The sequence below is a fragment of the Pseudonocardia hydrocarbonoxydans genome (assembly GCF_006539565.1).
Taxonomy (GTDB): domain Bacteria; phylum Actinomycetota; class Actinomycetes; order Mycobacteriales; family Pseudonocardiaceae; genus Pseudonocardia; species Pseudonocardia hydrocarbonoxydans.
The window spans coordinates 41,761-67,691 of record NZ_BJNG01000022.1 but is presented as its reverse complement, the minus strand read 5'-3'; the positions used below and the strand labels follow the sequence as shown (position 1 = coordinate 67,691).

Sequence of the window (25,931 nt, the reverse complement as noted above, 5' to 3'; positions counted from 1 at the left end):
CGGCACTCACGGGGCGAGCCGGGACGCCGCGGCGTCGATGCGCTCGTCGGTCGCGGTGAGTGCCACGCGCACGTGCTGCACCCCCGCCGGTCCGTAGAACTCCCCCGGCGCCACCAGCACGCCGTGGCCCGCGAACTCCCGCACCGTGGTCCGGGAGGGCTGGCCCGCGGTGGCCCACAGGTAGAGCCCGGCGCCGGAGTGGTCGACGCGCAGGCCCGCCTTCTCCAGGGCCACGCGCAGCCGGGCGCGCCGGGCGGCGTAGACCGCGGCCTGCGCGGCGACGTGGGCGTCGTCGGAGGCCGCGGCCTCCATCGCGGCCTGCACCGGCCGCGGGACGATCATCCCGGCGTGCTTGCGCACCTCCAGCAGGCCCGCGACCAGGCCCGGGTCGCCGGTGACGAACCCCGCGCGGTACCCGGCGAGCCCGGAGGACTTCGACATCGAGTGCACCGCGAGCAGGCCCTCGTGGGAGCCGCCGCACACGTCGGGGTGCAGGACCGACGCGGCGCTCGGCGCCCCGTCGTCCCCGGACAGGGACAGGTAGCACTCGTCGGACGCCACGACCGCGCCGCGCTCCCGCGCCCAGGCCACGACCTTGCGCAGGTGCTCGGGCGGCAGGACCCGGCCGGTCGGGTTGGACGGCGAGTTCACCCACACCAGCCGCACGCGGGCCGGGCCGAGCGCGGTGAGCCCGTCGGACCGCACGGGGGTGGCGCCGGCGATCCGCACGCCGACCTCGTAGGTCGGGTAGGCCAGCTCCGGGATGACGACCGTGTCGCCCGCGCCGACGCCGAGCAGCGTGGGCAGCCACGCGACCAGCTCCTTGGAGCCGATCGTGGGCAGCACGGCGACCGGGTCGACCGTGACGCCGAAACGCCGTCGCAGCGAGCCCGCGACGGCGGCGCGCAGCGACTCGGGGCCGTGCGTCGTCGGGTAGCCGGGGTCGTCGGCGGCCGGGCCGGACAGCGCGGCCCGCACGACGGGGGCGATCGGGTCGACCGGCGTGCCGACCGAGAGGTCGACGATGCCGTCCGGGTGGGCCGAGGCGAGCGCCTTGTCCTCGGCGAGGGAGTCCCAGGGGAAGTCGGGGAGCTGCCCGATCACTCGTCGTGCTCTTGCGGCGGCAGGCTCTTCGCCGGCTCGACGTCCATCTCGATCTTGCCGACCTTCGACGCGCCGCCGGGGCTGCCCAGCTCGTCGAAGAAGTCGACGTTGGCCTTGGTGTAGGCGGTCCACTGGTCGGGGACGTCGTCCTCGTAGTAGATCGCCTCGACCGGGCAGACCGGCTCGCAGGCACCGCAGTCGACGCACTCGTCGGGGTGGATGTACATCATCCGCCCGCCCTCGTAGATGCAGTCCACCGGACACTCCTCGATACACGCCTTGTCGAGGAGGTCGACGCAGGGCTCGGCGATCACGTAGGTCACGGGTGGGTCCTCCGGTCGGGCAGGGTGGGGCGTCCACAGTATGTCCCGACAGGGCGCCCGCCACCCAGCCGGGGCGGTGTGATGCGCGTCGTCGGAGGATGGCCGGGTGGATCACCTCGACTCGCTCGCCGGACTCCGGGTGTCGCTGCGCCACCGCGTCGGCGACCGCGACGGCCGCCCCCTGCACAGCGACGCCGTCGGCGAGCTGACGGTCGGTGCCGACGACGTCACGGTCGCGACGCGGCGCGGCGCCGTGCGCATCTCCCGCTCCGCGGTCGTCGCCGTGCGCGCCGTGCCGCCCGCCCCGCCGCGCCGGGCGTCGTGGGGCGCCGTGGCCCGGCTGGAGGAGCTGTGCGCCGACGCCTGGCCCGCCCTGGCCGACGAACGGCTCGGCGCGTGGCGGCTGCGGGCCGCGGGCGGGTACACCGCGCGGGCGAACGGGGCGCTGGCCCCGGGTGACCCCGGCCTCCCGCTGCCCGCCGCGCTCGACGCGGTGCGCGCCTTCTGCGCGGCGCACGGGATCCCGCCGCGGGTGACGGTGCCGGTGGGGTCGCCGTGGGACACCGCGGTGGCCCGCGAGGGCTGGGTGCTCGACGCCGGCCACGCGGCGGGCGCGGAGGTGGCGGTCCTCGTCACCGAGCTGCGCCGGGTCGACGGGCCGCCCGACGGGGGGTGGACGATCACGACCCCCGACCGCCCCGACGACGACTGGTGGGCCATGGGCCTGCGCGGGGGCGTCCCGACCGCGGCCCAGCGCCACGTCCTCGACCCCGCCGACGGCTCCACCGCGTTCGTGCTCGCCCGCGACGCGGCGGGTTCGGCGGTCGGGCAGCTGCGGGCCACGGTGGTGCAGGACCACCTGCACCTGTCCTGGCTGGAGGTGGTGCCCGCGGCGCGGCGCCGGGGGCTGGGCACGGCGCTGATGGCCGCCGCCGCGGGCTGGGCCCGGACCCGGGGCGCCCGGTTCGGGGTGCTGCAGGTGGCCCTGCACAACACCGGCGCCCGCGCGCTCTACGCGGGCACCGGATGGACCGAGCACCACCGCTACCGCCACCTGGTGCCGCCCGCCTGAACTCAGGCGACCTTCAACCGCAGCTCCGCCTCGCGGGCCGCGCGCTTGAGCCCCGACCACTCCCCCAGGTACTTCCCGACGGCCCCGACCACCGGCAGGTTGCCCAGCGCGGAGTGGAACCAGTTGCCGTGCGGGTGCTTGTCGAGCTCGTCCTCGACGGCGAACAGGGCCCGGCCCAGCCGCCACACCGCCGAGCCGACGCGCTGCAGCGTCGGGCGGTCCTCGGGGCCCGCGAGGTCGCCGGTCAGCTCGGCGGCCCGGGCGTCGGCCGCCGCGTCGGCCTCGGCGTCCGGGCGCTCGACGACGAGCTCGCGGCGGAGCAGCACCGCGCCCAGCATCCCGATGACCTCGTCCTCGTCGGTGACGCCGTGCTCGCCCGCGATGGCGACCAGCACCAGCCCCTGGCCGGCCGCACCGAGCGCCGAGGAGATCGGGAGCCGGTTGGCGAGCGCGCCGCCGATGCCGGGCACGGCCGCGGCCAGCGTCGTGAACCGCCCGACCCGGCGCACCCACCAGCGCGAGCGTTGAGCGGGCGGCATCGACGCCCACGCCGCGGTGCCCGGGACCTCGACGGTGGCGAGGAAGTCGAGCACGCGGTCGCGCAGGCCGCGGTCGTCGTCGGGCCCGGCCTCGGCCGCGACCCGCGCCCGCAGGCCGAACGGGTCGGTCTCACGCAGCCCGGCCAGCACCGGCCGGGTGGCCCGGACGAACGGCCGCAGCACCGCCACCACGGCACTGTCGGGGATCGGGCCCCCGGATTCGCGTTCAGCCACCGGTCCCCCGTTCCAGTACCCGGCGCAGCGCCCACAGCCCGGCGCCCAGCCCGCCGAACACCAGCGCGCCCGACTGCCAGTTGACGGGCACCAGCACGTCGCCGCCCGGGCCCCCGACGGCCAGCACCGCCACCACCGCGAACCAGGCCGCCAGCGGCGCCGCGGCGACCCCGGGCCGGTCGTCGAGCTCGCCCGCGCGCAGCACCAGCCACGGCAGGATCAGCATCGACAGGACCACCCCCATCGGCACCGGGACGCCCGCGGTGTGGATCTGGGCGAACACGACGCCGAACGCGCCGAGCAGGGCCCCGTCGACGGTCAGCAGCACCAGCCCGGCGACGCCGGTCAGGCGCGGGTCGGGCCGTGGCTCGATCACGCGGGGGACCACCTCCTGGGGCGCGGTCACGACACGTCCCCGAACAGGCCGCCGGGCGGGCCGGTGAACTCCTCGACGTCCAGCAGCGGCTGGGCCACCCCGTTGCTCATCGCGTACGCCACCACGTCCCCTGCCTGCCACACCGAGATCTGCGTGGCGTGCGCCCGCATCGCGGCGATCCTCGCCTCCCGCACCCCCGACACGTCCACCCGGGTGGTCACCTCGGCGTCGGGGACGCTCGGCAGCTCGTCGGGCGCGGGGATCCGGAACGGCACCCCGGGGGTGCCGGCGAGCTCCGCCAGCCCGGCGTCGAGGGAGGAGCGGGCGACGACGGTGTGGAACAGCCGGGCGGGCACCCGGGCCACCGCGGCCACCGTGACGTCGTGGGCGCGCACGTGGTCGGGGTGGCCGTAGCCGCCGTCGGCCCCGTAGGTGACGACGACGTGCGGCTCGACCTCCGCGAGCACCTCGACGAGGGCGTCGACCTGGTCGTCGAGGGCCCCGGGCGCGGCGAACGCGCGCGGGTGCAGGTGCTCGGGGGTGGCGGCGCGCACCCCGTGACCGGCCAGGGCCATGCCCGAGTCGCGCCAGCGACCGGCCCCGCCGAGAAACCGGTGGTCGGTGAGGCCCAGCGCGGCGCACGCCGCGGCGAGCTCGCCGATGCGGTAGCCGCCGAGCTGGTCGGCCCCGTCGGCGGCGAGGCCCCGCAGCGCCTCCGGGATCACCTCGCCCTGCTCGCCGAGCGTGCACGTCACCAGCGTGACGGCGGTGTCGGGAGCCGCGCAGAGGGCCGCGACGGTGCCGCCGGTCGTGAGCGTCTCGTCGTCGGGGTGGGCGTGCACGAGCACGATCCGGCGACCCATGCACGCCACCCTAGACGCGGTTCAGTACTCGCCCGGCCGGGGACCACCCGCACCGCCGGGCGCCGGCGGCAGCTCCCCGTGGATGACGTCGACGGCGTCGGCGAAGTGGCAGGCCGCCCGGTGGCCCTGGCCGCGGTCGATCAGCTCCGGGTAGTCCTCGGCGCAGACGTCCTGGGCCTTCCAGCACCGGGTGCGGAAGTGGCAGCCCGACGGCGGGTCGACCGGCGAGGGCAGGTCGCCCTGCAGCACGATCCGCTTCTTCTTCCCCCGCAGCGCCAGGTCGTGCGAGGGCACCGAGGACAGCAGCGCCTGGGTGTACGGGTGCGCCGGCCGCTCGTAGACGTCGGAGTTGCCGCCGCTCTCGATGATCCGGCCCAGGTACATCACGTTGACCCGGTCGCTGATGTGGCGCACCACCGACAGGTCGTGGGCGATGAACAGGTAGGACAGCCCGAACTCGTTCTGCAGGTCCTCCAGCAGGTTGATCACCTGGGCCTGTACCGACACGTCGAGCGCCGAGACCGGCTCGTCGCACACGATGATCTCCGGCTTGAGCGCGAGCGCCCGGGCGATACCGATGCGCTGGCGCTGGCCGCCGGAGAACTGGTGCGGGTAGCGGTTGACGAAGTCGGGGTTGAGCCCGACCCGGTCGAGCAGGTCGCGCACCGCCTGGCGGCGGCCCGCCTTCGGCTCCACCTCGGGGTGGATCTCGTAGGGCTCCCCCACGATGTCGCCGACGGTCATGCGCGGGTTCAGCGAGGTGTAGGGGTCCTGGAAGATGATCTGGATCTGGCGCCGCAGCGTGCGCAGCTCCTTCGCGTCCATGGCGAAGACGTCGCGGCCCTTGTAGCTGACCTGCCCGGCCGTCGGCTTCTCCAGCGCCATGAGCACCTTGGTCACCGTCGACTTGCCGCAGCCGGACTCGCCGACCAGCCCGACCGTCTCGCGCGGGTAGAGCTCCAGGTCGACACCGTCGACGGCGCGCACCTGCCCGACGACCCGGCGCCGCACGATCCCCGACCGGATCGGGAAGTGCTTGACCAGGCCCGACACCCGCAGCAGCGGCTCGCCGCTGCGGTCGACGGGCACGGCCTTCGTGAGACCTTCCGACTCAGGCATCGAGCACGTCCTTCGCGAAGTGGCAGGCACTGCGGCGCCCGGGGCCGACCTCGACCAGCCGCGGGTCCTCGGACCGGCACAGGTCGACCGCCCGGGGGCAGCGCGGGTGGAAGGCACAGCCCACGGGGATCGCGGCCAGGCTGGGTGGCGAGCCGACGATCGGGGAGAGCCTGCTCCCGATCTGGTCGACGCGCGGGATGCTGTTCATCAGCCCGGCGGTGTACGGGTGGGCCGGGCGGGAGAAGACCTCCTCGATGGAGCCGGTCTCCACGATCCGCCCCGCGTACATCACCCCGACCCGGTCGGCGGTCTCCGCGACCACCCCGAGGTCGTGGGTGATGAGCACGATGCCCATCCCGTTCTCCCGCTGCAGGTCCAGCAGCAGGTCGATGATCTGCGCCTGCACGGTGACGTCGAGCGCGGTGGTCGGCTCGTCGGCGATGATCACCGCCGGGTCCAGCGCCAGCGCCATCGCGATCATGACGCGCTGGCGCATGCCCCCGGAGAACTGGTGCGGGTGGTCCTTGACGCGGTTGCGCGCGCCCGGGATCCGTACCCGGTCCATCAGCTCCGCGGCCTTGTCCATCGCCTCCTTCTTCGACGTGCCGCGGTGCACGCGGAACATCTCGGCGATCTGCGAGCCGACGGTGAACACGGGGTTCAACGCCGAGAGCGCGTCCTGGAACACCATCGAGACCTGCTCGCCGCGCATGGCGCGCTGCTCCTCGGCGGGCAGGGTGAGCAGGTCGGTGCCGTTGAAGCGGATCTCCCCCGAGGTGATCCGTGCGGGCGGGCTGTCCAGGATCCCCATGATCGCCTGGGCGCTCACGCTCTTGCCGGACCCGGACTCCCCGAGGATGGCGAGCGTCTCGCCCTTGTCCAGGTGCCAGCTCACGTCACGGACGGCCCGGACGGTGCCGTGGTCGGTGCGGAACTCGACGGACAGGCCGTCGACCTCCAGCAGGTGGTCGCCGGGCGCGCCGTCGGCGGCGCCCGGCTCGGTCAGCGGAAGGTTCACGTCACCGCATCTTCGGGTCGAGGGCGTCGCGCAGCGCGTCACCGACGCTGATGAAGGACAGCACGGTGACGACGAGGAAGGCGCCGGGGAACAGCAGCAGGTGCAGGGAGGTCCGCACGTAGTTCTGCGCCTCGCCGATCATCAGGCCCCACGAGATCGCCGGGAGCCGCAGCCCGACCCCCAGGAACGACAGCGTGGCCTCCGCCGAGATGACGACCCCGATGGTGATCGTGGCGTAGACGAGCACCGGCGCGAGCGCGTTGGGCAGGATGTGCCGGGTGATGATCCGCAGGTCGGTGGCGCCGAGCGCCCGGGCGGCCTGCACGTAGTCGGAGTCGCGGATGGCCACGACGCTCGCGCGGACCAGCCGCATCGGCGTCATCCAGGTGAGCAGCAGCAGCGCCAGCGCGACCTGCAGCACCCCGCGCTCGTCGAACTGGTAGAGGATGATGATCGCGCCGAGGATGAACGGCATCCCGTAGAAGACGTCGGCGACGCGGGCGATGACGTTGTCGCGCCAGCCCGGCCAGAACCCGGCGATCGCCCCCAGGACCAGCGCGATGACCAGCGCTCCCCCGACGACGATCAGCCCGACGCTGATCGAGGACCGCGCGCCGTAGATGACGTTGGCGTAGTAGTCGCAGCCCTGGACGTCGTAGCCGAACCAGGCCTCGGCGCTCGGGGGGCGACGGCTGCGCGCGAGATCGCACTGCCGCGGGTCGATGCGGGTGAACAGCTGCGGCACCAGTGCCATCAGCGCCAGCACCGCGATGACGGCCGTGCCGATCAGGAACTGCGGGGAACGGCGGAGCTGGCGCCCCACGTCACCCCACAGGCCCGCCTGCGCGACGTTCACCGCGGCCGCGGGGGCCATCGACGCCTCCGAGCCGATCGAGGCGTCCGACACCAGCGGACCGCCGTCTGCCTTCGGGTCCGTTCGGGGGCTACTCATACCGGATCCGCGGGTCGAGGGCGGCGTACAGGACGTCCGCCACGAGGTTGAAGAAGATGTAGACGAAGATCAGGAACGTGGTGATGCCGACGACCACGGTGCCCTCCTGCGAGCGGACGGCGTCGAAGACCGCGCGGCCGACGCCCGGCAGGTTGAACACGCCCTCGGTGACGATCGCCCCACCCATCAGGGTGCCGAAGTCGGCGCCGATGAAGGTGACGACGGCGATCAGGCTGTTGCGCAGGGTGTGCTTGCCGATCACCATCCGCTCGGGCAGGCCCTTGGCCCGGGCCGTGCGGACGTAGTCGTTGCGCAGGTTCTCCGCGAGGCTCGTGCGGAGCAGGCGGGCGACGTAGGCCATCGAGGCGGTGGCGAGCACGAAGCCCGGCAGGAGGTAGCTGTAGAGCCCCTCGTTGGTCCCGCTGATCGGGAAGAGCGGGATCTGCACGCCCAGGAAGTACTGCAGCGTGAACCCGAGCACGAACACCGGGATCGACACCAGGAACGTCGTGCTGACCAGCACCAGGTTGTCCAGGTAGCTGCCGCGGCGGATGCCGGCGACGATCCCGGCGATCAGACCGATCACGGCCTCGATGACGAGGGCGGTGAGGGCCAGCTGCGCGGTGACCGGGATGCGCTGGGCGATCGTCTCGGAGACCGGGCGGCCGCTGAAGTCGATGCCCAGGTCGCCCTGCAGCAGCCCGCCGACGTACTTGAGGTACTGCACGAAGACGGGGTCGTCGAGGTTGTAGCGCTCGCGCAGCTCCGCGATGACGCCGGGAGCGAGCGGGCGGTCGCCGGCCAACGCCCGGACGGGATCACCGGGCAGTGCGTAGACCAGGAAGAAGATGAAGAACGATGCGCCGATCAGCACCGGGATCGCCAGCAGCAGTCGGCGCGCGATGTAGCGGGACACGAGTGGACCTCGCCTTTCGCCGGCCCGGGGACGGGTCGGTCGGAGTGGAACGGTCGCTCGACGTGGCAGGGGGCGCGGTCCGGAGTCGACCGGACCGCGCCCCTGTGCCGGCGGGAGCTTAGCCGTTCACCGTCACATCGGTGAGCACGATGTCGGTGGCGAACGGGCTGAACTGCACGTTGTCGACGTTCTCCGAGTGCCCGCCCTGCGAGACCGAGAAGAAGATCGGCATGACCGGCAGCTCGGTCAGCACGATGTCGCCGGCCTGCTGGTACAGGGCGACGGCCTCCTCGTTGGTCGGCGCGGCGTTGGCCTCCGCGACGAGTCGCTCGACCTCGGGGTTCGAGTAGAACGGGTAGTTAGACCCGGCCGGCGGCAGACCGGCGCTGGTGAACAGCGGCCCGAGGAAGTTCTCCGGGCTCGGGTAGTCCATCCCCCAGCCGAGGCGGAACGGGCCGGTCATGCCCTGCTCCTCGGCCAGCGGCAGGTACTGGGCGAAGTCCAGGTCACCGCGCAGCGAGTAGGTGATGCCGAGGTTCTGCTGGAGCTGGTTGCCCACCGCCTGCACCCAGGCGTCGTGACCGGCGCCGGAGTTGAACCACAGCTCCACCGGCTGCGAGGTGTCGAAGCCGGACTCGGCCAGCAGCTGCTGCGCCCGCGCCGGGTCGTACTGGCAGAACTGGCAGGCGTCGGGACGGTGCCCGTCGATCGTCGGCGGGATGATGTCGTAGGCCGGGGTCCGGGTGCCGGAGAAGATCGCCTCGGTGATCGCGGGGCGGTCGACGGCCATGGAGAAGGCCTGCCGGACGCGCGGGTCCTGGAACCGCGGGTCGTACAGCGGGAAGCCCATGAAGGTGAACGACGAGGCCTCCCGCTCGAAGAACCGGTCGCCCAGCTCGTCGGGCGCGATGGTCGCCAGCTCCGGCGGGACCTGGTAACGGAACACGTCGAGGTTGCCGCCGATGAGCTCGTTGTAGGCGGTGTTGACGTCGGAGATCAGCCGGACGTCGATGCCGCCGGCCTGGGCCTTGTCGTCACCGGCGTACTCCTCGAAGCGCGACAGCGTGATGCCCTGCCCCGGGACGTACTCGGTGTCGGCCTTGAACGGACCGTTGCCGATCGGCTTGCGGCCGAACGCGTCCGGGTCGGCGAAGAACGCCTCCGGCAGCGGGGAGAAGGGGTTGTAGCCGGTCATGAGCGGGAACTGGGAGAACGGCGCCGACAGCTGGACGGTGAAGGTGCGGTCGTCGACGACCTGCAGGCCCTCCATGGCCGGCTTCGGGTTCTCGCCGTCGTAGCCGACGACCTTGCTGAAGAAGTAGGCCCCGCCCTGGGCGTTCTCGACGTTCGCCGTGTAGTTCCAGGCGTCGACGAACGAGCTCGACGTGATCGGCGAACCGTCGTGGAACGTCCAGCCGTCCTTGAGCGTGACCGTGAAGGTGACGTTGTCCTCGGTCTCGATGGACTCGGCCACGCCGCCGTACTCGATCTCGACCGTCTCGTTGTTGTAGGTCACCAGCGGCGTGAACAGCGCGCGGATGACCTGGCTGCCCTCGCTCTCCGTGGTGTTGCCAGGAACCAGCGGGTTCTCCGGGTCGCTGTTGATGTTCAGGGAGAAGGTGCCACCTCCGGGAGCCCCCGCCCCTCCGCCCTCGGACGAGCCACCACCCCCGCCACAGGCCGCGAGCACCAGCGCGGATGCCACGCCGAGCGCGACGACCGAAGCAACCCTCGATCTCCTCATACTTTTCCTGGCCTCTCTGTACTGGCCGCCCGGTCGGGCGGCCTTCCTCGCGCGAGCCGCGCGCCATCGGTGTCGGGGCGGCTCGACGAACCTCCCGGGACGGTAGGGAGCGGTTCCGGACTCGTCACCCGCGGCCCCGGCATCGTGACCAAAGGGTGACCGGAGGTGAACCCTGCGCCGACAACTCCCTACCTGTCGGTAACTAAGCGTGGCACCGGAGCGTCACCGGCCGGGTTCGCGCCATTGCGCGGCCCCGGCGAGCGGACCCTCGGTCAACGGTCCCGGCGCGATGCCCGTCGCGGCGTCGGCGGCGGCGCTGCTCACCACCAGGCTCACCGGCTGGAACAGCGGGAGCGCGGGCAGCTGCGTCCAGAGCACGCTCTCCGCCGCGGCGAAGCGGGCCGGGTCGTCCGCCCCGCTGCCGGCCGCGAGCGACTCCAGCAGCAGCTGCAGGGCCGGGAAACAGAACCCGGTGGGCGTCGCCGGCGGTTCGGGTACCACGTCGGTGGGCAGCGCACAGCCGTAGTCGGAGGCCAGCTCCGTGCCCGGGTCGCCGCCCACGGTGCGCGGCCCGACGACGACGTCGGCCGCCACCGCCCCCGCGGGCTGCGGCGCCGAGGTGGCCGGGGCGCCGGTGGCGCCCGTCGGCGACGGGGTGGCCGTCGCGGTGGGTGCCGTCGCCGGTGTGGAGGGCACCTCGTCGGCGGGCACGGTGCCCCGCACCAGCAGGTCGGCCGCGGGCGACTCGACGGCCGTGGCGTCGATCCCGGCCGCCGCCAACTGGGCGGCGACCAGCCGGGCCACCCGCCCGTCCTCCGCGCGCTCGGCGGCCCAGCCGACCACCAGCGACACCGGCCGCCCGTCGGCCCGCCAGCCCCCGCCCGGGTCGCGGGTCCACCCCGCGGCCCCCAGCAGCTGCTCGGCCGCGATCGGGTCGGGGCGGGCCGGGGCACCGGCGGGCGCCGTGGGGGCGTAGCCGGGCTCGGAGGGGGCCGGGCCGAACGCGTCGGCAGGCAGCGACTCGGGGGCCACGGCGGTGCGGATCGCCTCGCGGTCGAGCAGCGCGGCGACGCCCCGGCGGGCGCGCGCGTCGGCCAGCGGGCCGTCGTCGGCGCGCAGGCCGAGCTGGGTGACCGTCGGCAGCGGCGCGAGCTGCGTGCGCGGGACGGGGGCGAGCCCGCCCAGCGCGGTGCGGACGGCCGGGTCGGCCTCGGCCAGCGCCACGTCGACGTCGCCCGCGGCCAGGCCGGTGGCCATCGCGGCGTCGTCGAGGCGGCGCAGGACCAGGGTGTCCAGGACGGCCGGGGTGTCCCAGTAGGTGTCGTTGCGGGCGAGCACGACCTCGCCGCGGCCCGGGTCGACCGTGGCGATGCGGAACGGGCCGCCCGAGGCGGGCAGGCCGCCGGTCGTCGCGCCGGTCCAGGAGCCGGGGGCGTCCTTGAGCAGGTGCGCGGGCAGCAGGTCGGAGAACAGGCTCCGCCACGCCGGGTACGGGTCGGCGAACACGACGTCGACGGCCTTGCCGCCCGCGCGCGACCGCACGTCGGTGATCATCCGGTAGCCCGCGGCGTCGACGGCACCGGCGTCGGCGCGCATCTGCTCCCACAGGTAGACGAAGTCCTCGGCCGCGATCGGGGTGTTCGTCGACCAGGACGCCTCCAGGTTGAGCTCGTAGCTCACCGTGAACGGCTCGGTGGACACGACCTCCGCGCTGGTGGCGATCGTGCGGTCGAGCTGCGGTGTGCCGTCGGCACCGGGGCGGAACACCGAGGGCAGCACGAGCGCGGCGACCGCCGTGGTGAGCGGCGAGGAGTGCGCCAGCAGGTGCGGGTTGTAGCCCGCCCCCAGGTCCTCGACGGCCACCACCAGCTCGGTGGGCTCCGGCTGCGCGGTGGGTCCGGGCTCCGGCGGGGGCGGCTGGGCCAGCGGCACCTGGGTGCAGGCGGCCAGCAGGACCGCCAGCAGGGCCAGTACCAGCGCGCGCGTCACCCGGATCATCTTGCCACCGACGAGTGACGCGCCGATCAGCCGGCCGCCGCCTTGGCCCGCGAGCGCTGGCGCCCGCGCAGGTGCGAGTCGAGCTCGACCTTGCGGATGCGCACCGACTCCGGCGTGACCTCCACGCACTCGTCGTTGGCGCAGAACTCGAGGCTCTGCTCCAGGTTCAGCACGGTCGGCGGGGTGAGCTTGACCAGCTCGTCGCTCGTCGACTTGCGCATGTTCGTCAGCTTCTTCTCGCGGACGATGTTGACCTCGAGGTCCTCGGCGCGGGTGTACTCGCCGATGACCATGCCCGCGTACACCTGCGTGCCGGGGCCGATGAACAGCACGCCGCGGTCGGCCAGCTGCTCCACCGCGTAGCCGGTGACGGGGCCGGTGCGGTCGGCGATCAGCGAGCCGCGCAGGCGGTTGTTGATCTCGCCGACCCACGGGCCGTAGCCGTCGAAGACGTGGCTGACGATGCCCGCGCCGCGCGTGATCGTCAGGAACTCGGTGCGGAAGCCGATCAGGCCGCGCGAGGGCACGCGGTAGTCCAGCCGCACGCGGCTCTCGCCGTGCACCATCTGGCTCATCTCGCCCTTGCGGCCCGCCAGCAGCTGGGTGACCGCGCCCAGGTGCTCGGTGGGGACGTCGGCGGAGAGCTGCTCGAACGGCTCGTGCAGCTTGCCGTCGATCATCTGGGTGACGACCTCGGGCTTGCCGACGGTCATCTCGAAGCCCTCGCGGCGCATCGTCTCGACGAGGATGGCCAGCGCCAGCTCGCCGCGGCCCTGGACCTCCCACGCGTCGGGACGCTCGGTGGGCAGCACGCGCAGGCTCACGTTGCCGATCAGCTCGGAGTCGAGCCGGCCCTTGACCTGGCGCGCGGTGAGCTTCGTGCCCGGGCGCGGGTCGCGGCCGACGAGCGGGCTGGTGTTGATGCCGATCGTCACCGAGATGGCGGGCTCGTCGACGTGGATGCGCGGCAGCGCGACCGGGTTCTCCGGGTCGGCGAGGGTGTCGCCGATCGTGACGTCCGGGATGCCCGCGACGGCGACGAGGTCGCCCGCGTAGGCGGCGTCGGTGGGCACGCGGGTGAGCGCCTCGGTGCGCAGCAGCTCGGTGATCTTGACCCGGTTGACCTTGCCGCCGTCCTGCATCCACGCGACCTGCTGGCCGCGGCGGATGACGCCCGCGCGGACCCGGCACAGCGCGATGCGGCCCAGGAAGCTCGACGCGTCGAGGTTGGTGACGTGGGCCTGCAGCGGCGCGTCGGCGTCGTCGGCGGGCGGCGGGACGGTCTCGGAGATGACGTCGAACAGGCTCTCCAGCCCCGGCTCGTCGGGCAGCTCGCCGTCGGCGGGGCGGTTGCGCGAGGCGCGGCCGGCGCGACCGCTGGCGTAGACGACGGGCAGGTCGAGCAGCCGGGAGGTCATGGTCTCGTCGAGCTCGAGCTCGTCGGCCAGCTCCAGGAGCAGCTCCAGGCTCTCGTCGACGACCTCCTCGCAGCGGGCGTCGGGGCGGTCGGTCTTGTTGACGACCAGCACCACCGGCAGGCCGGCGATCAGCGTCTTGCGGAGCACGAAGCGCGTCTGCGGCAGCGGGCCCTCGCTCGCGTCGACCAGCAGCACCACGCCGTCGACCATGGACAGGCCGCGCTCGACCTCGCCGCCGAAGTCGGCGTGACCGGGGGTGTCGACGACGTTGAGCGTCATCCCGTGCCAGTCGATCGCCGTGTGCTTGGCGAGGATCGTGATGCCCTTCTCGCGCTCGAGGTCGCCGGAGTCCATGACCCGGTCGACGACGGCGACCCGCTCGCCGAACGCACCCGACGCGCGCAGCATGGCGTCGACGAGGGTGGTCTTGCCGTGGTCGACGTGGGCGACGATGGCGACGTTGCGCAGCCCGCCCTGTCCGCGGGTCACGCCGGAGTCTGCGGGGGCCGCGAAGGTGGTGGTTGCTGTGCTCACCTGTTTACGGTAGCCCGTCCGGACCCCGGCCCCCGTCCAGGTGTGAGCCCAGGCTCGCCTCATCACGGGCGCGGTGCGGGAGAAGTGCCGCCGGTCGTGGCCCACGCGCTGCTCCGACCGCCGGTGGTGGCACCGCGGCCGAGCGCGGTCGGGAGCCGGGGTCCGCGGGGCCCGGGGCTCCGGCGAGCGGTCACCGCCGCGCGCCCGTGGTGAACCGATTCACCGTTCCCGTCCGTCGAGCGGCGAGGATCGGGCGACGGGCGGTGCGGCAGCGGCCCCGGCACCCCGCCGGTCGTGGCCCGGGTCCCGATCCGCCCCACCCCGCCGCGGCGGGCTCGCGGCCGTCGGCGGAGCACCGGAACGCCCTCCCGGAGCCCCCGGCGCACTCCCCCGGCGCACCGGGGGCGCGTGTCCAACATCACCCCGTCGCCGCCCCCCGCGACCATGATCATCGCGCGTGGCGGGCCCGTCGCACCTCCGACCCGATCTCCGCGAGCACCGCCGCCGGCCGCTCCACCAGGTCGTGCCAGGTGTAGCGCAGGATCGTCCAGCCGGCCCGGACCAGGACGCTGCGCCGCCGCTCGTCCGCCCGGGCCCGCACGGCGTCCGTGTGCCACGCCCAACCGTCGATCTCGACGGCGACCATCGCGTCGGGGAACGCGATGTCGATCAGGAGGCCCGAGGCGGGGAACCCGCGGTGCCAGCCCCGGGCACCCGAGGAGCGCAGCAGCCGGACCAGCAGCCGCTCCGTCTCCGACGCCGAGCGGTCCGCGGCCGCCACCAGCAGCTGCCCGGCCCGCGCCGATCCCTGGGCGCCGAGGTTGCGGCGGTGCGCGGCGTACACCGCGGGGAAGCGCACCGACCGCTGCAGTGCCCGGTCCAGGAAGCGGCCGCCCAGCTCGACCGACGCCTCCAGCACCGTGAGCGGCCGGGCGGTGACGGCGATGCCGCGGACCCAGGTCACGTCGACCGGGTCCAGGTCGCGCCGCCGCACCTCGACCGCGGGGCGGCCACGGGGGGTGCGGTGGCGCGGCACCGTCACCCGGGCCGCGGCCGGTGCCCGGTCGGTCAGCCCGTGCCACCACGCGGCCGCGCACCCGGAGAGCACCGCGCCGTCACCGGCCCACAGGACGGCCCCGCGGACGCCGACCTCGTCGTCGAGCCGGTGCCCGGCGGCCAGGTAGACGTGCGGGTGCAACGGCGTCCAGCGGCGGCGGCGGACGAGGTGGTCGATCGCGTCGCGCGAGAGGCCCGCGCGGAACGCCTGCTCGCGGGAGATGACGCCGGCCTGGCGGGCCAGCAGGGAGTCGACGGACATGACCGACTTCGACGGACCCCCGCGCCGCACGGTTCCGCTCCGGGCCGGATCGGGTGCGCCTGCGAACGCCGGAGCGGATGATCACCGTTCCCCCGATCACGGTCGGAGCAGGTCCACGAGATCGGCGACGACGGCCCGGTCGGCCGGCACCCAGTCCACCCCGGGCACCTCGGCGGCCGTGACCCACCGCAGACCGGAGTGCTCCAGCGCCCGCGGCGCCGGCGCACCGTCGGCGAGGCGGGCGGCGTGCACGCGCAGGACACCGGCGTCGATGCGCAGGTCGGTGGCCAGCCGCCCGTCGACGACGACGTCGGTCCCGAGCTCCTCCCGGCACTCCCGCACCACCGCGGCGGCCTCCGACTCCCCCGCCTCCACCCGCCCGCCCGGCAGCTCCCACAGCCCGGCGAGCCCGGGCGGGCGGGTGCGCTGCGCGGCGAGCACGGTGTCGTCGCGCACCAGCGCGGTGGCCACGACGACCGGTGCGGCCGCGAGCACCACCGCCGCCGCGACGACCGCGGCCGTGCGCGCCGCGAGCAGCCGCCGGGCCGCGTCGGGGCCGGGTGGGCCGCTCCACCGCACCCGCTCGGCCATCCGCGTCGTCCCGCCGGCCGCGGTGAGGGCGACGGCGTACTCCCCGCCGTCCCATCCCAGACGCATGCCCGACGGCGACACCTCGCCGACCCGGACCGCGGGCAGCCCGTCGATCCGCACCTCGTCGCCGGTCACCAACCACCGCCCCGCCGCCTCGACCGGCCGGCCCACCCCGGCGGCGAGCACGTCGACGTCGCGCAGCACCCCCGCGACGGTCCGGGGAGCGGCGGCGACCAGTACCGACGAGCGCACCACGACCACGCCCGATCCTGACACCCGGGCGGAGGGCCGCCGTCGCAGAGGTCGTGGGCGGTCGCACGGGTTGCGCGGCCTGCGAGCGGCCACGCCCTGTGCGACGAGCGGGGCGGGGTGCGACGAGCGGGGCGGGGTGCGACGAGCCGGGCGGGGTCAGGGGGTGGCGGTGGGCCAGCGGGCCTCCAGGCGGGCGCCGCCGCCCGCCGCCTCCCCCGCCGCGACCTGACCACCGCGGCCGCGGACCAGCGCGGACACCAGCGCCAGCCCGAGCCCGGCGCCCCCGCCCGCCTCCGGGTCCAGCCGCACGAACCGGTCGAACACGCGCTCGCGGTCGGCGGGCGGGATGCCGGGGCCGTCGTCCTCCACCACCAGCCGCACCCACCGCCCGGCCGGCAGCACGCCGACCCGGACGACCGAGCGGGCGTGGCGGCGGGCGTTGGCGAGGAGGTTGTCCAGGACCAGGTCGACCTCGGCGGGCCCGGCGGCCGCGTAGGCGGGGGCGGGGGCCACCAGGTCGAGCGCGGGCGGTGCGGCACCGGCGCGGTCGATCGCGGCGCGCGCGGCCGCCACCAGGTCGACGGGGCGGGGGTCCGGGCGGCGGCCGGCGTCGGCGCGGGCCAGTGCGAGCAGGTCCGAGAGCAGGACGCTCAGGCGCTGCGCCTCGACGGCCACCGCGCGCAGCGTCTCGTCGGCCAGGTCGGGGTCCGGATGGGCGACGGCGACCTCGGCCTGCGCGCGGATCGCCGCCACCGGGGACCGCAGCTCGTGCGCGGCGTCGCCGGTGAACGCCTGCAGCCGGGCGACGGCGTCGTCGCGGCGGGCCAGCAGGCTGTTCATCTCCTCGGCGAGTGCCCGCAGCTCGTCGCGGGCCTGCGGCACCGGCAGCCGCTGCCCCGCGGGCAGCGCCGACGCCGCCACGCGCAGCCGCTCCACCGGGCGCAGCGCGGCCCGCGTCGCCACCCACGACGCCACGACCACGACACCGGCCACCAGCAGCGCGCCGAGGACGAACGCCCCCGCGGCGCGGGCGAGCAGCACCGCCCCGCCGACGATGTCGCCGACGGCCACCACCAGCCGCGTCGAGCCGTCGGGCAGCACGGCGGGCACCGCCAGGTAGCGGCGCAGCGCGTCGAAGTCGCCGGCGACGACCCCCTTGCCCGCGGCCAGCACCCGGATCTCGGACGGGTCCAGCGGGAGCGCGGCGCCGCCGTCGACCGGGTTCCCGGCGGTGTCGACGACCCGCACCGTGGGTGCCTGCAGCACGGCGGGCGGCTCCCCCGCCTCCAGCCGCGTGACGACGGCGGCGGCGTCGGCGCGCAGCTCCTCGTCGGCCGCGGCGAGCAGCGTGGAGTACAGCAGCCCCACCCCGAGGCGGCTCAGCGCGAGCAGCGCCACCAGCGCCACCCCGCCCACGACGACGGTGATCCGGAAGCGCAGCCCGCGGCCCGCCCACCACCGCCTCATACCGGCATCAGGACGACGAGACGAGGTACCCGAAGCCGCGCACCGTCCGCAGCACCTGACCGGCGCCGACGGCGTCGAGCTTGCGGCGCACGTACCCGACGTAGACCTCGACGACGTTGCGGCTGGCCGCGCCCTCGTCACCCCAGACGATGCGCAGCAGCTCGTCCTTGGCGACGGCGGTGTCGGGCCGGCTGGCCAGCGCGTGCAGCAGCGCGAACTCGCGCGGCGAGAGCTCGACGGCCTCGCCGTCCCAGCTCACCGCCCGCGCCACCGGGTCGACGACGAGCGACCCGAGCCGCACCCGGTGCCCGACGCGGCCGAGTGCGGCGTCGCGGCGCCGCAGGATCGCCTTGAGCTGGGCGACGAGCACGACGAAGGCGAAGGGCTTGACGAGGTAGCCGTCGGCGCCGAGGTCGAGGCCGTCGGCCTGGTCCCACTCGCCGTCCTTGGCCGAGACCAGCAGCACCGGGGTGTCGACGCCCGCCGCGCGCAGCTGTTCGAGCACGCGGTAGCCGGAGCGGCCGGGGAGGATGATGTCGAGGACGATCGCGTCGAAGCTGCCGGTGAGCGCGGCCTCCAGCGCGGAGTCGCCGTCGCCGCGCGCGACGACCTCCATGCCCTCCGCGGTGAGCCCCCTGGTCATGGCCGTGCGGATGCCGGGTTCGTCGTCGACCACCAGCACGCGCGCCATGTCCCGGGGAACCTACCGCCCGCGGCGGCCGGCGACCTCAGACATCTCTCAGCCGCTGAGCCCGGTCTCAGCCCGGGTGCGCCACGCTGTGCCCATGGGAACCGGACGATGGACGACGGGCCGAACGGCGGCTGCGGGTATCGCGGTGGCGGGTGTGGTCGGGCTCGGGTTGCTGGCCGTGCCGACCGGTGCGGGGGCGGCCCCGGTGCTGCCGCCCGTCACGCCCGAGGAGCTGGTGGCCTCGGTCCTGACGGCCGACCCGGACGCCTTCGCGGGCACCGTCGAGGTCGACAACTCCCTGGGCCTGCCCCCGCTGCCGGACGTCCCCCAGGCGGGCGACGGCACCAGCACCGCCCGGGTCTGGTCCGACGGGGAGGACGGCGGGCGCGTCCAGCTGCCCACCGCCGACGGCGAGAAGACCTTCGTCTCCGACGGCACCACGTTCTGGGCGTACGACTCGCAGGGCCGCACGGTCACCGAGGGCACGGGTGCGGACCGGCCCGCGCGGCCCGACGCCGCCGACCCGGCCGCGGCGGCCACCGAGGCCATCCGCATGCTGCAGTCCAGCAGCACCGTCACCGTCGACGGCACGGCGGAGGTCGCGGGACGCCCGGCCTACGAGCTGGTCCTGAGCCCGGCCCCCGACGAGCGCACGCTGCTGCGCGAGGTGCGCATCGCCGTCGACGCCGAGCAGCGCGTGCCGCTGCGGATGACGGTGCTGGCCACCGGGTCGTCGGACCCGGCGCTGCAGGTCGGCTTCACCGAGCTCGCGTTCGGGCCGCAGGACCCGGCGCTGTTCACCTTCACCCCACCGCCCGGGTCGACCGTGGTGGAACCCGACGCCGAGCGTCCGGAGGGCCTGCCGGAGCGCCCCGGGACGGCGCCGACGGTCGTCGGCGACGGGTGGGACACCGTGGTGCTGGCGACGGTCCCCGCCACCGGCGAGGGCGAGGGCACGGGCATGGACCTGCGCGCCCTCGGCACCCCGGTCAGCGGGCCGTGGGGCAGCGGCACCCTGATCGGCACGGCCGTGGCCAACGCGATCGTCACCGACGACGGCCGCGTCGCCGTCGGCGCGGTGCCGGAGCAGGTGCTGACCGAGGCACTGGCGCGGTGACCTCGTCCCCGACGCTGGCCGCGGCGACGACCCCTCCGCCCGCCGCGGCCGGCCCCCTCGCCGCCCGCGCGGTGGGGCTGCGCAAGACCTTCGGCTCCACCGTCGCCGTCGACGGGGTCGATCTCGACGTCCCCGCCGGTTCGGTGCTGGGCATGCTCGGGCCGAACGGGTCGGGCAAGACCACGCTGATCCGGATGCTGCTGGGGCTCACCCGCGCCGACGCCGGCACGGCCGAGCTGCTCGGCCACCCCGTCCCCGACGGGGCCGCCCGGGCGCTGCCGCACGTCGGCGCGCTGGTGGAGGGCCCGGGTTTCCACCCGTTCCTGTCCGGACGGGAGAACCTGCTGCGGGTGGCGGCCACCGAGCCGCTGTTGGGGGCCCGCGAGATCGCGGGCGCCGTCGACGCCGCGCTGGACCGCGTCGGGCTGGCCGACGCGGCGGGCCGCCGGTTCCGCGGCTACTCCCTGGGGATGAAGCAGCGTCTGGGGCTGGCCGGGGCGCTGCTGCTGCCGCGCCGCCTGGTCGTGCTGGACGAGCCGACCAACGGCCTGGACCCCGCGGGCACCCGCGACGTCCGCCGGATCATCGCCGAACTGCACGACGGCGGGGCCACGGTGATCGTGTCGTCGCACCTGCTGGCCGAGGTGGAGGCGACCTGCACGCACGTCGCGGTGCTGCAGTCGGGGTCGCTGGTGGCCGCGGGCGGGCTGGCCGCGCTGCTGGAGTCCGGCACCGGCGGCCTCGACGTCGTGACGCCCGACGTCGACCTGGCCCTGGAGACGCTGCGCGCCGCGGGGATCGCGGCCTACTCCGCGCCCGGTGACGAGCCGGGGGTCGTCGTCGGGGAGGACGGGCCGCCCACGGCCGAGACGGTCGCGCTGCTGGTGCGCGCGGGCGTCGCGGTGCAGGAGGCGCGGCGGCGCCGGGCGCGGCTGGAGGAACTGTTCGCCCGGCTCACCGAGGAGACGTCGTGACGACCGCCCCCGTGCTCGACCCGGTGTCCGACGCCCCCCGTGCCGCCCCGCTGGGCCGGCTGCTCGCGGCCGAGCTGCGCTGGGTGCTGCGCCGCCCGCGGACGCTGGTGATGCTCGGCCTGTTCGCCCTGATCCCGGTGCTCATCTCGATCGGCGTGGCGACGGCGGGGGCGACCGGGCGCGGTCCCGGGCTGGTCTCCGCGGTCGCGGGCAACGGGCTGGTGCTCCCGATCGTCGCGCTGACGCTGTCGATGGCCCTGCTGCTGCCGCTGGCCGTGGCGATGGCCGCGGCCGACGCGATCGCCGGGGAGAGCGCGCACGGCACGCTGCGCGGGCTGCTGCTCTCGCCGGTGTCGCGGCTGCGGCTGGTGGTGATGAAGGCTTTCGGCGTGCTCGTCGTCGCCACGCTGGCCACCGTCGTGGTGGCGGCGGTCGGCGTCCTGGCCGGGCTGGTCGTCGTGGGCGGGGCCGACGGGCAGCTGGTGACGCTGTCGGGCACGGCGCTCGGCCCGGGGGCGGCGCTGCTGCGGGTGGGTCTGGTCGTCGTCTTCGTGGTGGGGCAGCTCGCGGCGGTGGGGGCGGTGGCGCTGGCGGTCTCCTCCGTCACCGACCACCCGCTGGTCGTGCTGGCCTCGGTGCTGGGCGCGCTGATCGTGTTCGGCGTGCTGAGCGCGATCCCGGCCCTGGAGTGGCTGCAGCCGTGGCTGCTGACCAGCGGCTGGACCGCGGGCGTCGACGCGCTGCGCGACCCGCTGCCCCTCGGCGGGATGATCGAGAGCTCGCTGCGCGCGCTGTGCTACGTCGCGGTCGGGATGGGCCTGACGACCTACCGGATGTTGCGCCGCGACGCGTGACGCACCTCGCCGTGCACAAACTATCTCGATGAGCGAGAATCTCGTCCGTGAGCACATATACCCGCCCCTCCCTGCCCACGGCCGCCGTCGGCCTCGCCGCGTTCGGGGTCGCCGCGGCGACCGCCGCACTCGTCGGCGGTCTCGCCTCGGCCTCGGCCGCCGAGCAGTACGCGACGCTGGTGCAGCCGTCCTGGGCCCCACCGGCGTGGCTGTTCGGCCCGGTCTGGACGGTCCTGTACGCCTCGATCGCCGTCGCGGGCTGGCTCGTCTGGCGCAACGCCGGGTGGAGCGGGGCCCGCACGGCGCTCTCCGTGTTCGGCGTCCAGCTCGTCCTGAACGCGCTGTGGACGCCGCTGTTCTTCGGCGGCGGCCTGTTCGGGGTGGCGTTCGCGGAGATCGTGCTGCTGTGGATCTCGATCGTGGCGACCATCGTGCTGTTCGCCCGCCACAGCCGTCCCGCGGCGGCACTGCTCGTCCCGTACCTGGCGTGGGTCACCTTCGCCTCGGCACTGAACCTCGCCATCTGGGTCCTCAACTAGCACGATGGCGTGATGGCCCGGCTTCCCCGCGTTCCGTACGAGACCGAGCTCCTGCGCCTGCAGGGTGAACTGGTCCAGATGCAGGAGTGGGTGCGCTCCACCGGCTCCCGCCTCGTCGTGGTCTTCGAGGGCCGCGACGCGGCGGGCAAGGGCGGGGCCATCAAGCGCATCACCGAGTACCTCAACCCGCGGATCTGCCGGATCGTGGCGCTGCCGGCGCCGTCGGAGCGGGAGCGCTCGCAGTGGTACTTCCAGCGCTACACCGAGCACCTGCCCGCGGCCGGGGAGATCGTGCTGCTCGACCGCAGCTGGTACAACCGCGCGGGCGTCGAGCGGGTCATGGGGTTCTGCACCCCCGACGAGTACGCGCGCTTCCTGCGTCAGTGCCCGGTGTTCGAGGAGCTGCTCGTCGAGGACGGGATCCTGCTGCGCAAGTACTGGTTCTCGGTGAGCGACGGCGAGCAGGAGCGCCGGTTCCGCGGCCGGATGACCGACCCCATGCGGCAGTGGAAGCTCTCGCCGATGGACCTGGAGTCGATCACCCGCTGGGAGGACTACTCGCGGGCCAAGGACGAGATGTTCGCCCGCACCGACACCCCGGAGTCGCCGTGGTTCGTCGTGGAGGCCGAGGACAAGCGCCGGGCGCGGATCAACATGATCGCCCACCTGCTGGGCAGCGTGCCGTGGGAGCCGATCCCGGGGCGCAAGCTGAAGCTGCCCAAGCGACCCCCGCAGCGCGGCTACCGGCGCCCGCCGCGGGAACGGTTCCACGAGGTCCCCGACCACGCCGCCACGCTGCTCGTCCCCGGCGGGCCGGGGTGACGCGCCGATCGCTGCTGGGGCGGATCGACGACGCAGCACCCGTCGACGCCATCGAGGTCGCCGAGGACGAGCTCGGCGACGTCATCGGCGCCCGGGACGTCAACCTGCTGATCGCCGACTACTCGGGCCGCTACGTGGTGCGCTTCGACCGGTCGAGCTGGGCACGGGCGGGCACCCGGCGGCGCGGCGAGGAGACCGCCGAGACGATCCCGCTGGCCGGCACCGTCTACGAGAAGGTGCTGCGCACCCAGACCACCGACGTGCGCGCGCACCACGGCGGCGTCGTGATGACCGTGCCCGTCACCGTCCGCGGTGACGCGATCGGCGTGCTCGAGCTGTGGATGCCCGCGGCGCCCGACGAGGCGGCGGGCGTCGAGGTCGCCGAGGTGGCGCAGGCGTTCGGCTACGTCGTGGTGGCCAACCGCCGCTACACCGACCTGTTCGAGTGGGGGCAGCGCACCGTCCCGTTCACCCTGGCCGCGGAGATCCAGCGGCGGCTGCTGCCCGACGCGTTCAGCCTCGACGCGGCGGAGTTCACCCTCGCGGCCTGGCTGGAGCCGGCCGCCACCGTCGGTGGCGACACCTTCGACTACGCGCTCGACCGCGACACGCTGCACCTGTCGGTCACCGACGCGGTCGGCAACGACGTGCGCGCGGCGCTGCTGGCGACGGTGCTGGTGAGCAGCCTGCGCAACGGACGACGGCGCGGGCTCGACCTGCCCGACCAGGTCGAGACGGCCAACGACGCCCTCGCCGAGCACTCCCCCGTCGGCGAGTTCGTGACCGGACAGGTGGCGCGGATCGACCTGGCGACCGGGCGCGCCGCGGTCGTCAACGCCGGGCACCCGTTCCCGATCCTGCTGCGCGACGGGCGGGTGGCCGAGGTCGAGCTCGCGATCGACCTGCCGTTCGGGCTCTACCCGGGCCCGCGCCACGGCGTGCAGGAGATCGCCCTGCGCCCCGGCGACCGGCTGCCGTTCGTCACCGACGGCGTGCTCGACCGCAACAGCGCCCACGTCGACGTCCCCGCGGTGCTCGGCGCCACCGCCGACCTGCACCCGCGCGAGGTGGTGCGCGCGGTGAGCGACTCGGTGATCGAGGCGACCGGGGGCGCCCTCAAGGACGACTCGACGGTGCTGTGCCTGGACTGGCGGGGTTGACAGGCAAGTAGCCACTTGCCTATAAATGTGCCGTGGACGCCGTGGACGCCGTGTTCCGCGCGATCGGCGACCCGACCAGGCGGGCGATCCTCGACGAGCTGACCGACCGCGACGGCCAGACGCTGTTCGAGATCTGCACGCGCCTGGCGATGAAGCACGGCCTGACCTCGTCGCGGCAGGCCATCTCGCAGCACCTCGCCGTGCTGGAGGAGGCCCGCCTGGTGCACACCCGCCGCGAGGGCCGCTACAAGTTCCACCACCTCGACACCACCCCGCTGCGCTCGATCCTCGAGCGCTGGCCGATCCGGGAGCAGTCATGATCCGCATCAACATCACCAGCGTCTACGTCGACGACCAGTCCAGGGCGCTGGCCTTCTACACCGACCTGCTGGGCTTCGTGCCCAAGCACGACATCCCCCTCGGCGAGCACCGGTGGCTCACCGTCGTCTCGCCGAAGGAGCCCGACGGACCCGAGCTGCTGCTGGAGCCCTCCGCACACCCGGCCGCGGCGCCGTTCAAGGAGGCACTGGTGGCCGACGGCATCCCGTTCACCTCCTTCGCCGTCGACGACGTGCACGCCGAGTTCGCCCGGCTCAGCGCCGCGGGGGTGCGGTTCGTGCAGGAGCCGACCGACATGGGCCCGGTCACCGTCGCCACCCTGGACGACACGTGCGGCAACCTGATCCAGCTCGCGACCATGAAGAGCTGATACGGTCGTCCCCGTGCAGCGCCAGTACTGGTTTACCGCTCCGGCCCGTGACGGGTCGGCCGGCGAACCGCTGCGCTGACCTCCTCCCCCACGAGCCGGATCGAACGGCTCGGACGGGGACTTCTCGGCGGGCCGCTCCCCGGAGCAAGGACCTCCCGTGCTCACCGTTGCCGCACTCGACGCGCACCGCACCACCCGCGTCAGCCCGCTGATCTCCCCCTCCCTGCTGCGCCACGACCTGCCGGTCTCCGACGCCGCCGCCGACACCGTGACCCGCGCCCGCGCCGAGGTCGTCGACGTGCTCGACGGCCGGGACGACCGGCTGCTCGTCGTCGTCGGGCCGTGCTCGATCCACGACCCGGCCGCCGGGCTGGACTACGCCCACCGCCTCGCCGGGCAGGCGCAGCGGCACGCCGGTGAGCTGCGGATCGTCATGCGCACCTACTTCGAGAAGCCGCGCTCGACCGTCGGCTGGAAGGGCCTGATCAACGACCCGCACCTGGACGGCACCTTCGACGTGAACGCCGGGCTGCGGACGGCCCGGCGGCTGCTGCTCGACATCTCCGCACTGGGGCTGCCGGTGGGCTGCGAGTTCCTGGACCCGATCACGCCGCAGTACCTGGCCGACGTCGTCAGCTGGGGGTCGATCGGCGCGCGGACCGCGGCCAGCCAGGTGCACCGCCAGCTCTGCAGCGGGCTGTCGATGCCGGTGGGGATCAAGAACGGCACCGACGGCGACGTGCAGGTGGCCGTCGACGGGGTGGGCGCGGCGGCGGCGAGCCACGTGTTCATGGGCATCAACCCCGACGGCCTCGCCGCGCTGGTCACCACCGCGGGCAACCCCGACTGCCACGTCATCCTGCGCGGCGGCTCCGGGGGCCCCAACCACGATGCCGACTCGGTGTCGGCCGCACTGGCCCGGATGCGGAAGGCGGGGATCCCCGAGCGGGTGATCGTCGACGCCAGCCACGGCAACAGCGGCAAGGACCACGTCCGGCAGGCGGGGGTGGCCCGCGAGGTCGCGGCGCGGATCGCGGGCGGCGAGCGCGGTGTCGCCGGGGTGATGCTGGAGAGCTTCCTGGTCGAGGGCCGTCAGGACCTGGGGCCCGACATGGTCTACGGGCGCTCGGTCACCGACGCCTGCATGGGCTGGGACACCACCGCGGAGGTCCTCGACGAGCTGGCCGCGGCGGTGGCGCAGCGGCGCGCGAACTAGCTAGGATAGCT

Annotated in this window: 26 protein-coding genes; 10 read left to right on the top strand and 16 right to left on the bottom strand. The window is 74.6% G+C overall.

All coding sequences use genetic code 11. The features are described 5' to 3' along the window. Positions 1-6: 6 nt before the first annotated feature. Positions 7-1,104 carry a succinyldiaminopimelate transaminase gene (dapC, locus tag PHY01_RS14925; protein WP_281283639.1) on the bottom strand — a complete coding sequence of 366 codons (1,098 nt, stop codon included), beginning with the start codon at positions 1,102-1,104 and terminating at the stop codon, positions 7-9. Beyond that, positions 1,101-1,427, bottom strand: coding sequence for a ferredoxin (gene fdxA, locus PHY01_RS14920; protein WP_141279260.1), 327 nt, complete (start codon positions 1,425-1,427; stop codon positions 1,101-1,103). Before fdxA ends, dapC begins: the two co-directional genes overlap by 4 nt. 106 nt (positions 1,428-1,533) lie before the next feature. Between fdxA and PHY01_RS14915 the strand changes: the two genes are divergently transcribed. Continuing rightward, a complete protein-coding gene (locus tag PHY01_RS14915) occupies positions 1,534-2,499 on the top strand; it encodes a GNAT family N-acetyltransferase (protein WP_246085913.1) in 966 nt (321 codons plus the stop codon). A 2-nt stretch (positions 2,500-2,501) separates the two neighbouring features. Here PHY01_RS14915 and PHY01_RS14910 read toward each other — a convergent pair whose 3' ends face one another. The 14 genes from PHY01_RS14910 to PHY01_RS14845 all read right to left on the bottom strand — a co-directional run bounded on the left by PHY01_RS14910 (position 2,502) and on the right by PHY01_RS14845 (position 18,529). Further along, entirely contained in the window at positions 2,502-3,272 is a 771-nt protein-coding gene (locus tag PHY01_RS14910; RefSeq protein ID WP_246085912.1) for a hypothetical protein, read from the bottom strand. Continuing rightward, positions 3,265-3,678, bottom strand: coding sequence for a hypothetical protein (locus PHY01_RS14905; RefSeq protein WP_141279259.1), 414 nt, complete (start codon positions 3,676-3,678; stop codon positions 3,265-3,267). The genes PHY01_RS14910 and PHY01_RS14905 overlap by 8 nt, the downstream gene beginning before the upstream one ends. After that, entirely contained in the window at positions 3,675-4,511 is an 837-nt protein-coding gene (gene mshB, locus PHY01_RS14900) for an N-acetyl-1-D-myo-inositol-2-amino-2-deoxy-alpha-D-glucopyranoside deacetylase (protein WP_141279258.1), read from the bottom strand. The genes PHY01_RS14905 and mshB overlap by 4 nt, the downstream gene beginning before the upstream one ends. 21 nt (positions 4,512-4,532) lie before the next feature. Further along, positions 4,533-5,630 (bottom strand): ABC transporter ATP-binding protein, encoded by a 1,098-nt coding sequence (locus tag PHY01_RS14895; RefSeq protein WP_141279257.1) that lies wholly within the window; start codon positions 5,628-5,630, stop codon positions 4,533-4,535. Further along, positions 5,623-6,648 carry an ABC transporter ATP-binding protein gene (locus PHY01_RS14890; RefSeq protein WP_141279256.1) on the bottom strand — a complete coding sequence of 342 codons (1,026 nt, stop codon included), beginning with the start codon at positions 6,646-6,648 and terminating at the stop codon, positions 5,623-5,625. The genes PHY01_RS14895 and PHY01_RS14890 overlap by 8 nt, the downstream gene beginning before the upstream one ends. A 1-nt stretch (position 6,649) precedes the next feature. Continuing rightward, positions 6,650-7,555, bottom strand: coding sequence for an ABC transporter permease (locus PHY01_RS14885; RefSeq protein ID WP_246085911.1), 906 nt, complete (start codon positions 7,553-7,555; stop codon positions 6,650-6,652). 37 nt (positions 7,556-7,592) lie between these two features. Further along, positions 7,593-8,516, bottom strand: coding sequence for an ABC transporter permease (locus PHY01_RS14880; protein WP_141279254.1), 924 nt, complete (start codon positions 8,514-8,516; stop codon positions 7,593-7,595). Positions 8,517-8,634: 118 nt separating this feature from the next. Next, positions 8,635-10,221, bottom strand: coding sequence for a peptide ABC transporter substrate-binding protein (locus PHY01_RS14875; protein ID WP_218030165.1), 1,587 nt, complete (start codon positions 10,219-10,221; stop codon positions 8,635-8,637). 261 nt (positions 10,222-10,482) lie between these two features. Beyond that, the gene (locus tag PHY01_RS14870; RefSeq protein ID WP_141279252.1) at positions 10,483-12,258 is read right to left on the bottom strand and encodes an ABC transporter substrate-binding protein; all 1,776 of its coding nucleotides are present in this window, start codon (positions 12,256-12,258) and stop codon (positions 10,483-10,485) included. Positions 12,259-12,284: 26 nt separating this feature from the next. Beyond that, positions 12,285-14,210 carry a translational GTPase TypA gene (gene typA / locus PHY01_RS14865; RefSeq protein ID WP_370467415.1) on the bottom strand — a complete coding sequence of 642 codons (1,926 nt, stop codon included), beginning with the start codon at positions 14,208-14,210 and terminating at the stop codon, positions 12,285-12,287. A gap of 448 nt (positions 14,211-14,658) precedes the next feature. Continuing rightward, a complete protein-coding gene (locus PHY01_RS14860; RefSeq protein WP_141279250.1) occupies positions 14,659-15,528 on the bottom strand; it encodes a PDDEXK-like endonuclease domain-containing protein in 870 nt (289 codons plus the stop codon). 96 nt (positions 15,529-15,624) lie between these two features. After that, positions 15,625-16,380, bottom strand: a complete 756-nt coding sequence (locus tag PHY01_RS27970; protein WP_281283637.1) for a (deoxy)nucleoside triphosphate pyrophosphohydrolase — start codon at positions 16,378-16,380, stop codon at positions 15,625-15,627. Between the two features lie 147 nt (positions 16,381-16,527). Further along, positions 16,528-17,838, bottom strand: a complete 1,311-nt coding sequence (locus PHY01_RS14850; protein WP_141279249.1) for a sensor histidine kinase — start codon at positions 17,836-17,838, stop codon at positions 16,528-16,530. Positions 17,839-17,845: 7 nt separating this feature from the next. Beyond that, complete coding sequence (locus PHY01_RS14845; protein ID WP_141279248.1) at positions 17,846-18,529, bottom strand: response regulator transcription factor; 684 nt, start codon at positions 18,527-18,529, stop codon at positions 17,846-17,848. A 94-nt stretch (positions 18,530-18,623) separates the two neighbouring features. On the opposite strand from PHY01_RS14845, the gene PHY01_RS14840 reads away from it, so the two are divergent. From PHY01_RS14840 to PHY01_RS14800, 9 genes are all read left to right on the top strand, one after another. Beyond that, positions 18,624-19,646, top strand: coding sequence for a LolA family protein (locus tag PHY01_RS14840; protein ID WP_141279247.1), 1,023 nt, complete (start codon positions 18,624-18,626; stop codon positions 19,644-19,646). After that, a complete protein-coding gene (locus PHY01_RS14835; RefSeq protein WP_141279246.1) occupies positions 19,643-20,620 on the top strand; it encodes an ABC transporter ATP-binding protein in 978 nt (325 codons plus the stop codon). Before PHY01_RS14840 ends, PHY01_RS14835 begins: the two co-directional genes overlap by 4 nt. Next, complete coding sequence (locus PHY01_RS14830) at positions 20,617-21,474, top strand: ABC transporter permease subunit (RefSeq protein WP_141279245.1); 858 nt, start codon at positions 20,617-20,619, stop codon at positions 21,472-21,474. The genes PHY01_RS14835 and PHY01_RS14830 overlap by 4 nt, the downstream gene beginning before the upstream one ends. Positions 21,475-21,521: 47 nt before the next feature. Then, positions 21,522-22,013 carry a TspO/MBR family protein gene (locus tag PHY01_RS14825; protein ID WP_141279244.1) on the top strand — a complete coding sequence of 164 codons (492 nt, stop codon included), beginning with the start codon at positions 21,522-21,524 and terminating at the stop codon, positions 22,011-22,013. 12 nt (positions 22,014-22,025) lie between these two features. After that, positions 22,026-22,835, top strand: a complete 810-nt coding sequence (gene ppk2, locus PHY01_RS14820) for a polyphosphate kinase 2 (protein ID WP_141279243.1) — start codon at positions 22,026-22,028, stop codon at positions 22,833-22,835. Then, on the top strand, positions 22,832-23,995 hold the full coding sequence (locus tag PHY01_RS14815; protein ID WP_141279242.1) for a PP2C family protein-serine/threonine phosphatase: 1,164 nt from the start codon (positions 22,832-22,834) through the stop codon (positions 23,993-23,995). The genes ppk2 and PHY01_RS14815 overlap by 4 nt, the downstream gene beginning before the upstream one ends. Positions 23,996-24,036: 41 nt before the next feature. Continuing rightward, complete coding sequence (locus PHY01_RS14810; RefSeq protein ID WP_141279276.1) at positions 24,037-24,315, top strand: ArsR/SmtB family transcription factor; 279 nt, start codon at positions 24,037-24,039, stop codon at positions 24,313-24,315. Then, positions 24,312-24,704, top strand: a complete 393-nt coding sequence (locus PHY01_RS14805; RefSeq protein ID WP_170183820.1) for a VOC family protein — start codon at positions 24,312-24,314, stop codon at positions 24,702-24,704. The genes PHY01_RS14810 and PHY01_RS14805 overlap by 4 nt, the downstream gene beginning before the upstream one ends. A gap of 157 nt (positions 24,705-24,861) precedes the next feature. Continuing rightward, positions 24,862-25,920 carry a 3-deoxy-7-phosphoheptulonate synthase gene (locus PHY01_RS14800; protein WP_141279241.1) on the top strand — a complete coding sequence of 353 codons (1,059 nt, stop codon included), beginning with the start codon at positions 24,862-24,864 and terminating at the stop codon, positions 25,918-25,920. The last annotated feature ends 11 nt before the right edge of the window (positions 25,921-25,931 follow it).

Coding starts and splice junctions, on each gene's coding strand:
- mshB (WP_141279258.1), bottom strand. CDS start 4,511: ATGGGTCGCCGGATCGTGCTCGTGCACGCCCACCCCGACGACGAGACG.
- PHY01_RS14895 (WP_141279257.1), bottom strand. CDS start 5,630: ATGCCTGAGTCGGAAGGTCTCACGAAGGCCGTGCCCGTCGACCGCAGC.
- PHY01_RS14870 (WP_141279252.1), bottom strand. CDS start 12,258: ATGATCCGGGTGACGCGCGCGCTGGTACTGGCCCTGCTGGCGGTCCTG.
- PHY01_RS14860 (WP_141279250.1), bottom strand. CDS start 15,528: ATGTCCGTCGACTCCCTGCTGGCCCGCCAGGCCGGCGTCATCTCCCGC.
- PHY01_RS14850 (WP_141279249.1), bottom strand. CDS start 17,838: ATGAGGCGGTGGTGGGCGGGCCGCGGGCTGCGCTTCCGGATCACCGTC.
- PHY01_RS14845 (WP_141279248.1), bottom strand. CDS start 18,529: ATGGCGCGCGTGCTGGTGGTCGACGACGAACCCGGCATCCGCACGGCC.
- PHY01_RS14840 (WP_141279247.1), top strand. CDS start 18,624: ATGGGAACCGGACGATGGACGACGGGCCGAACGGCGGCTGCGGGTATC.
- ppk2 (WP_141279243.1), top strand. CDS start 22,026: ATGGCCCGGCTTCCCCGCGTTCCGTACGAGACCGAGCTCCTGCGCCTG.
- PHY01_RS14805 (WP_170183820.1), top strand. CDS start 24,312: ATGATCCGCATCAACATCACCAGCGTCTACGTCGACGACCAGTCCAGG.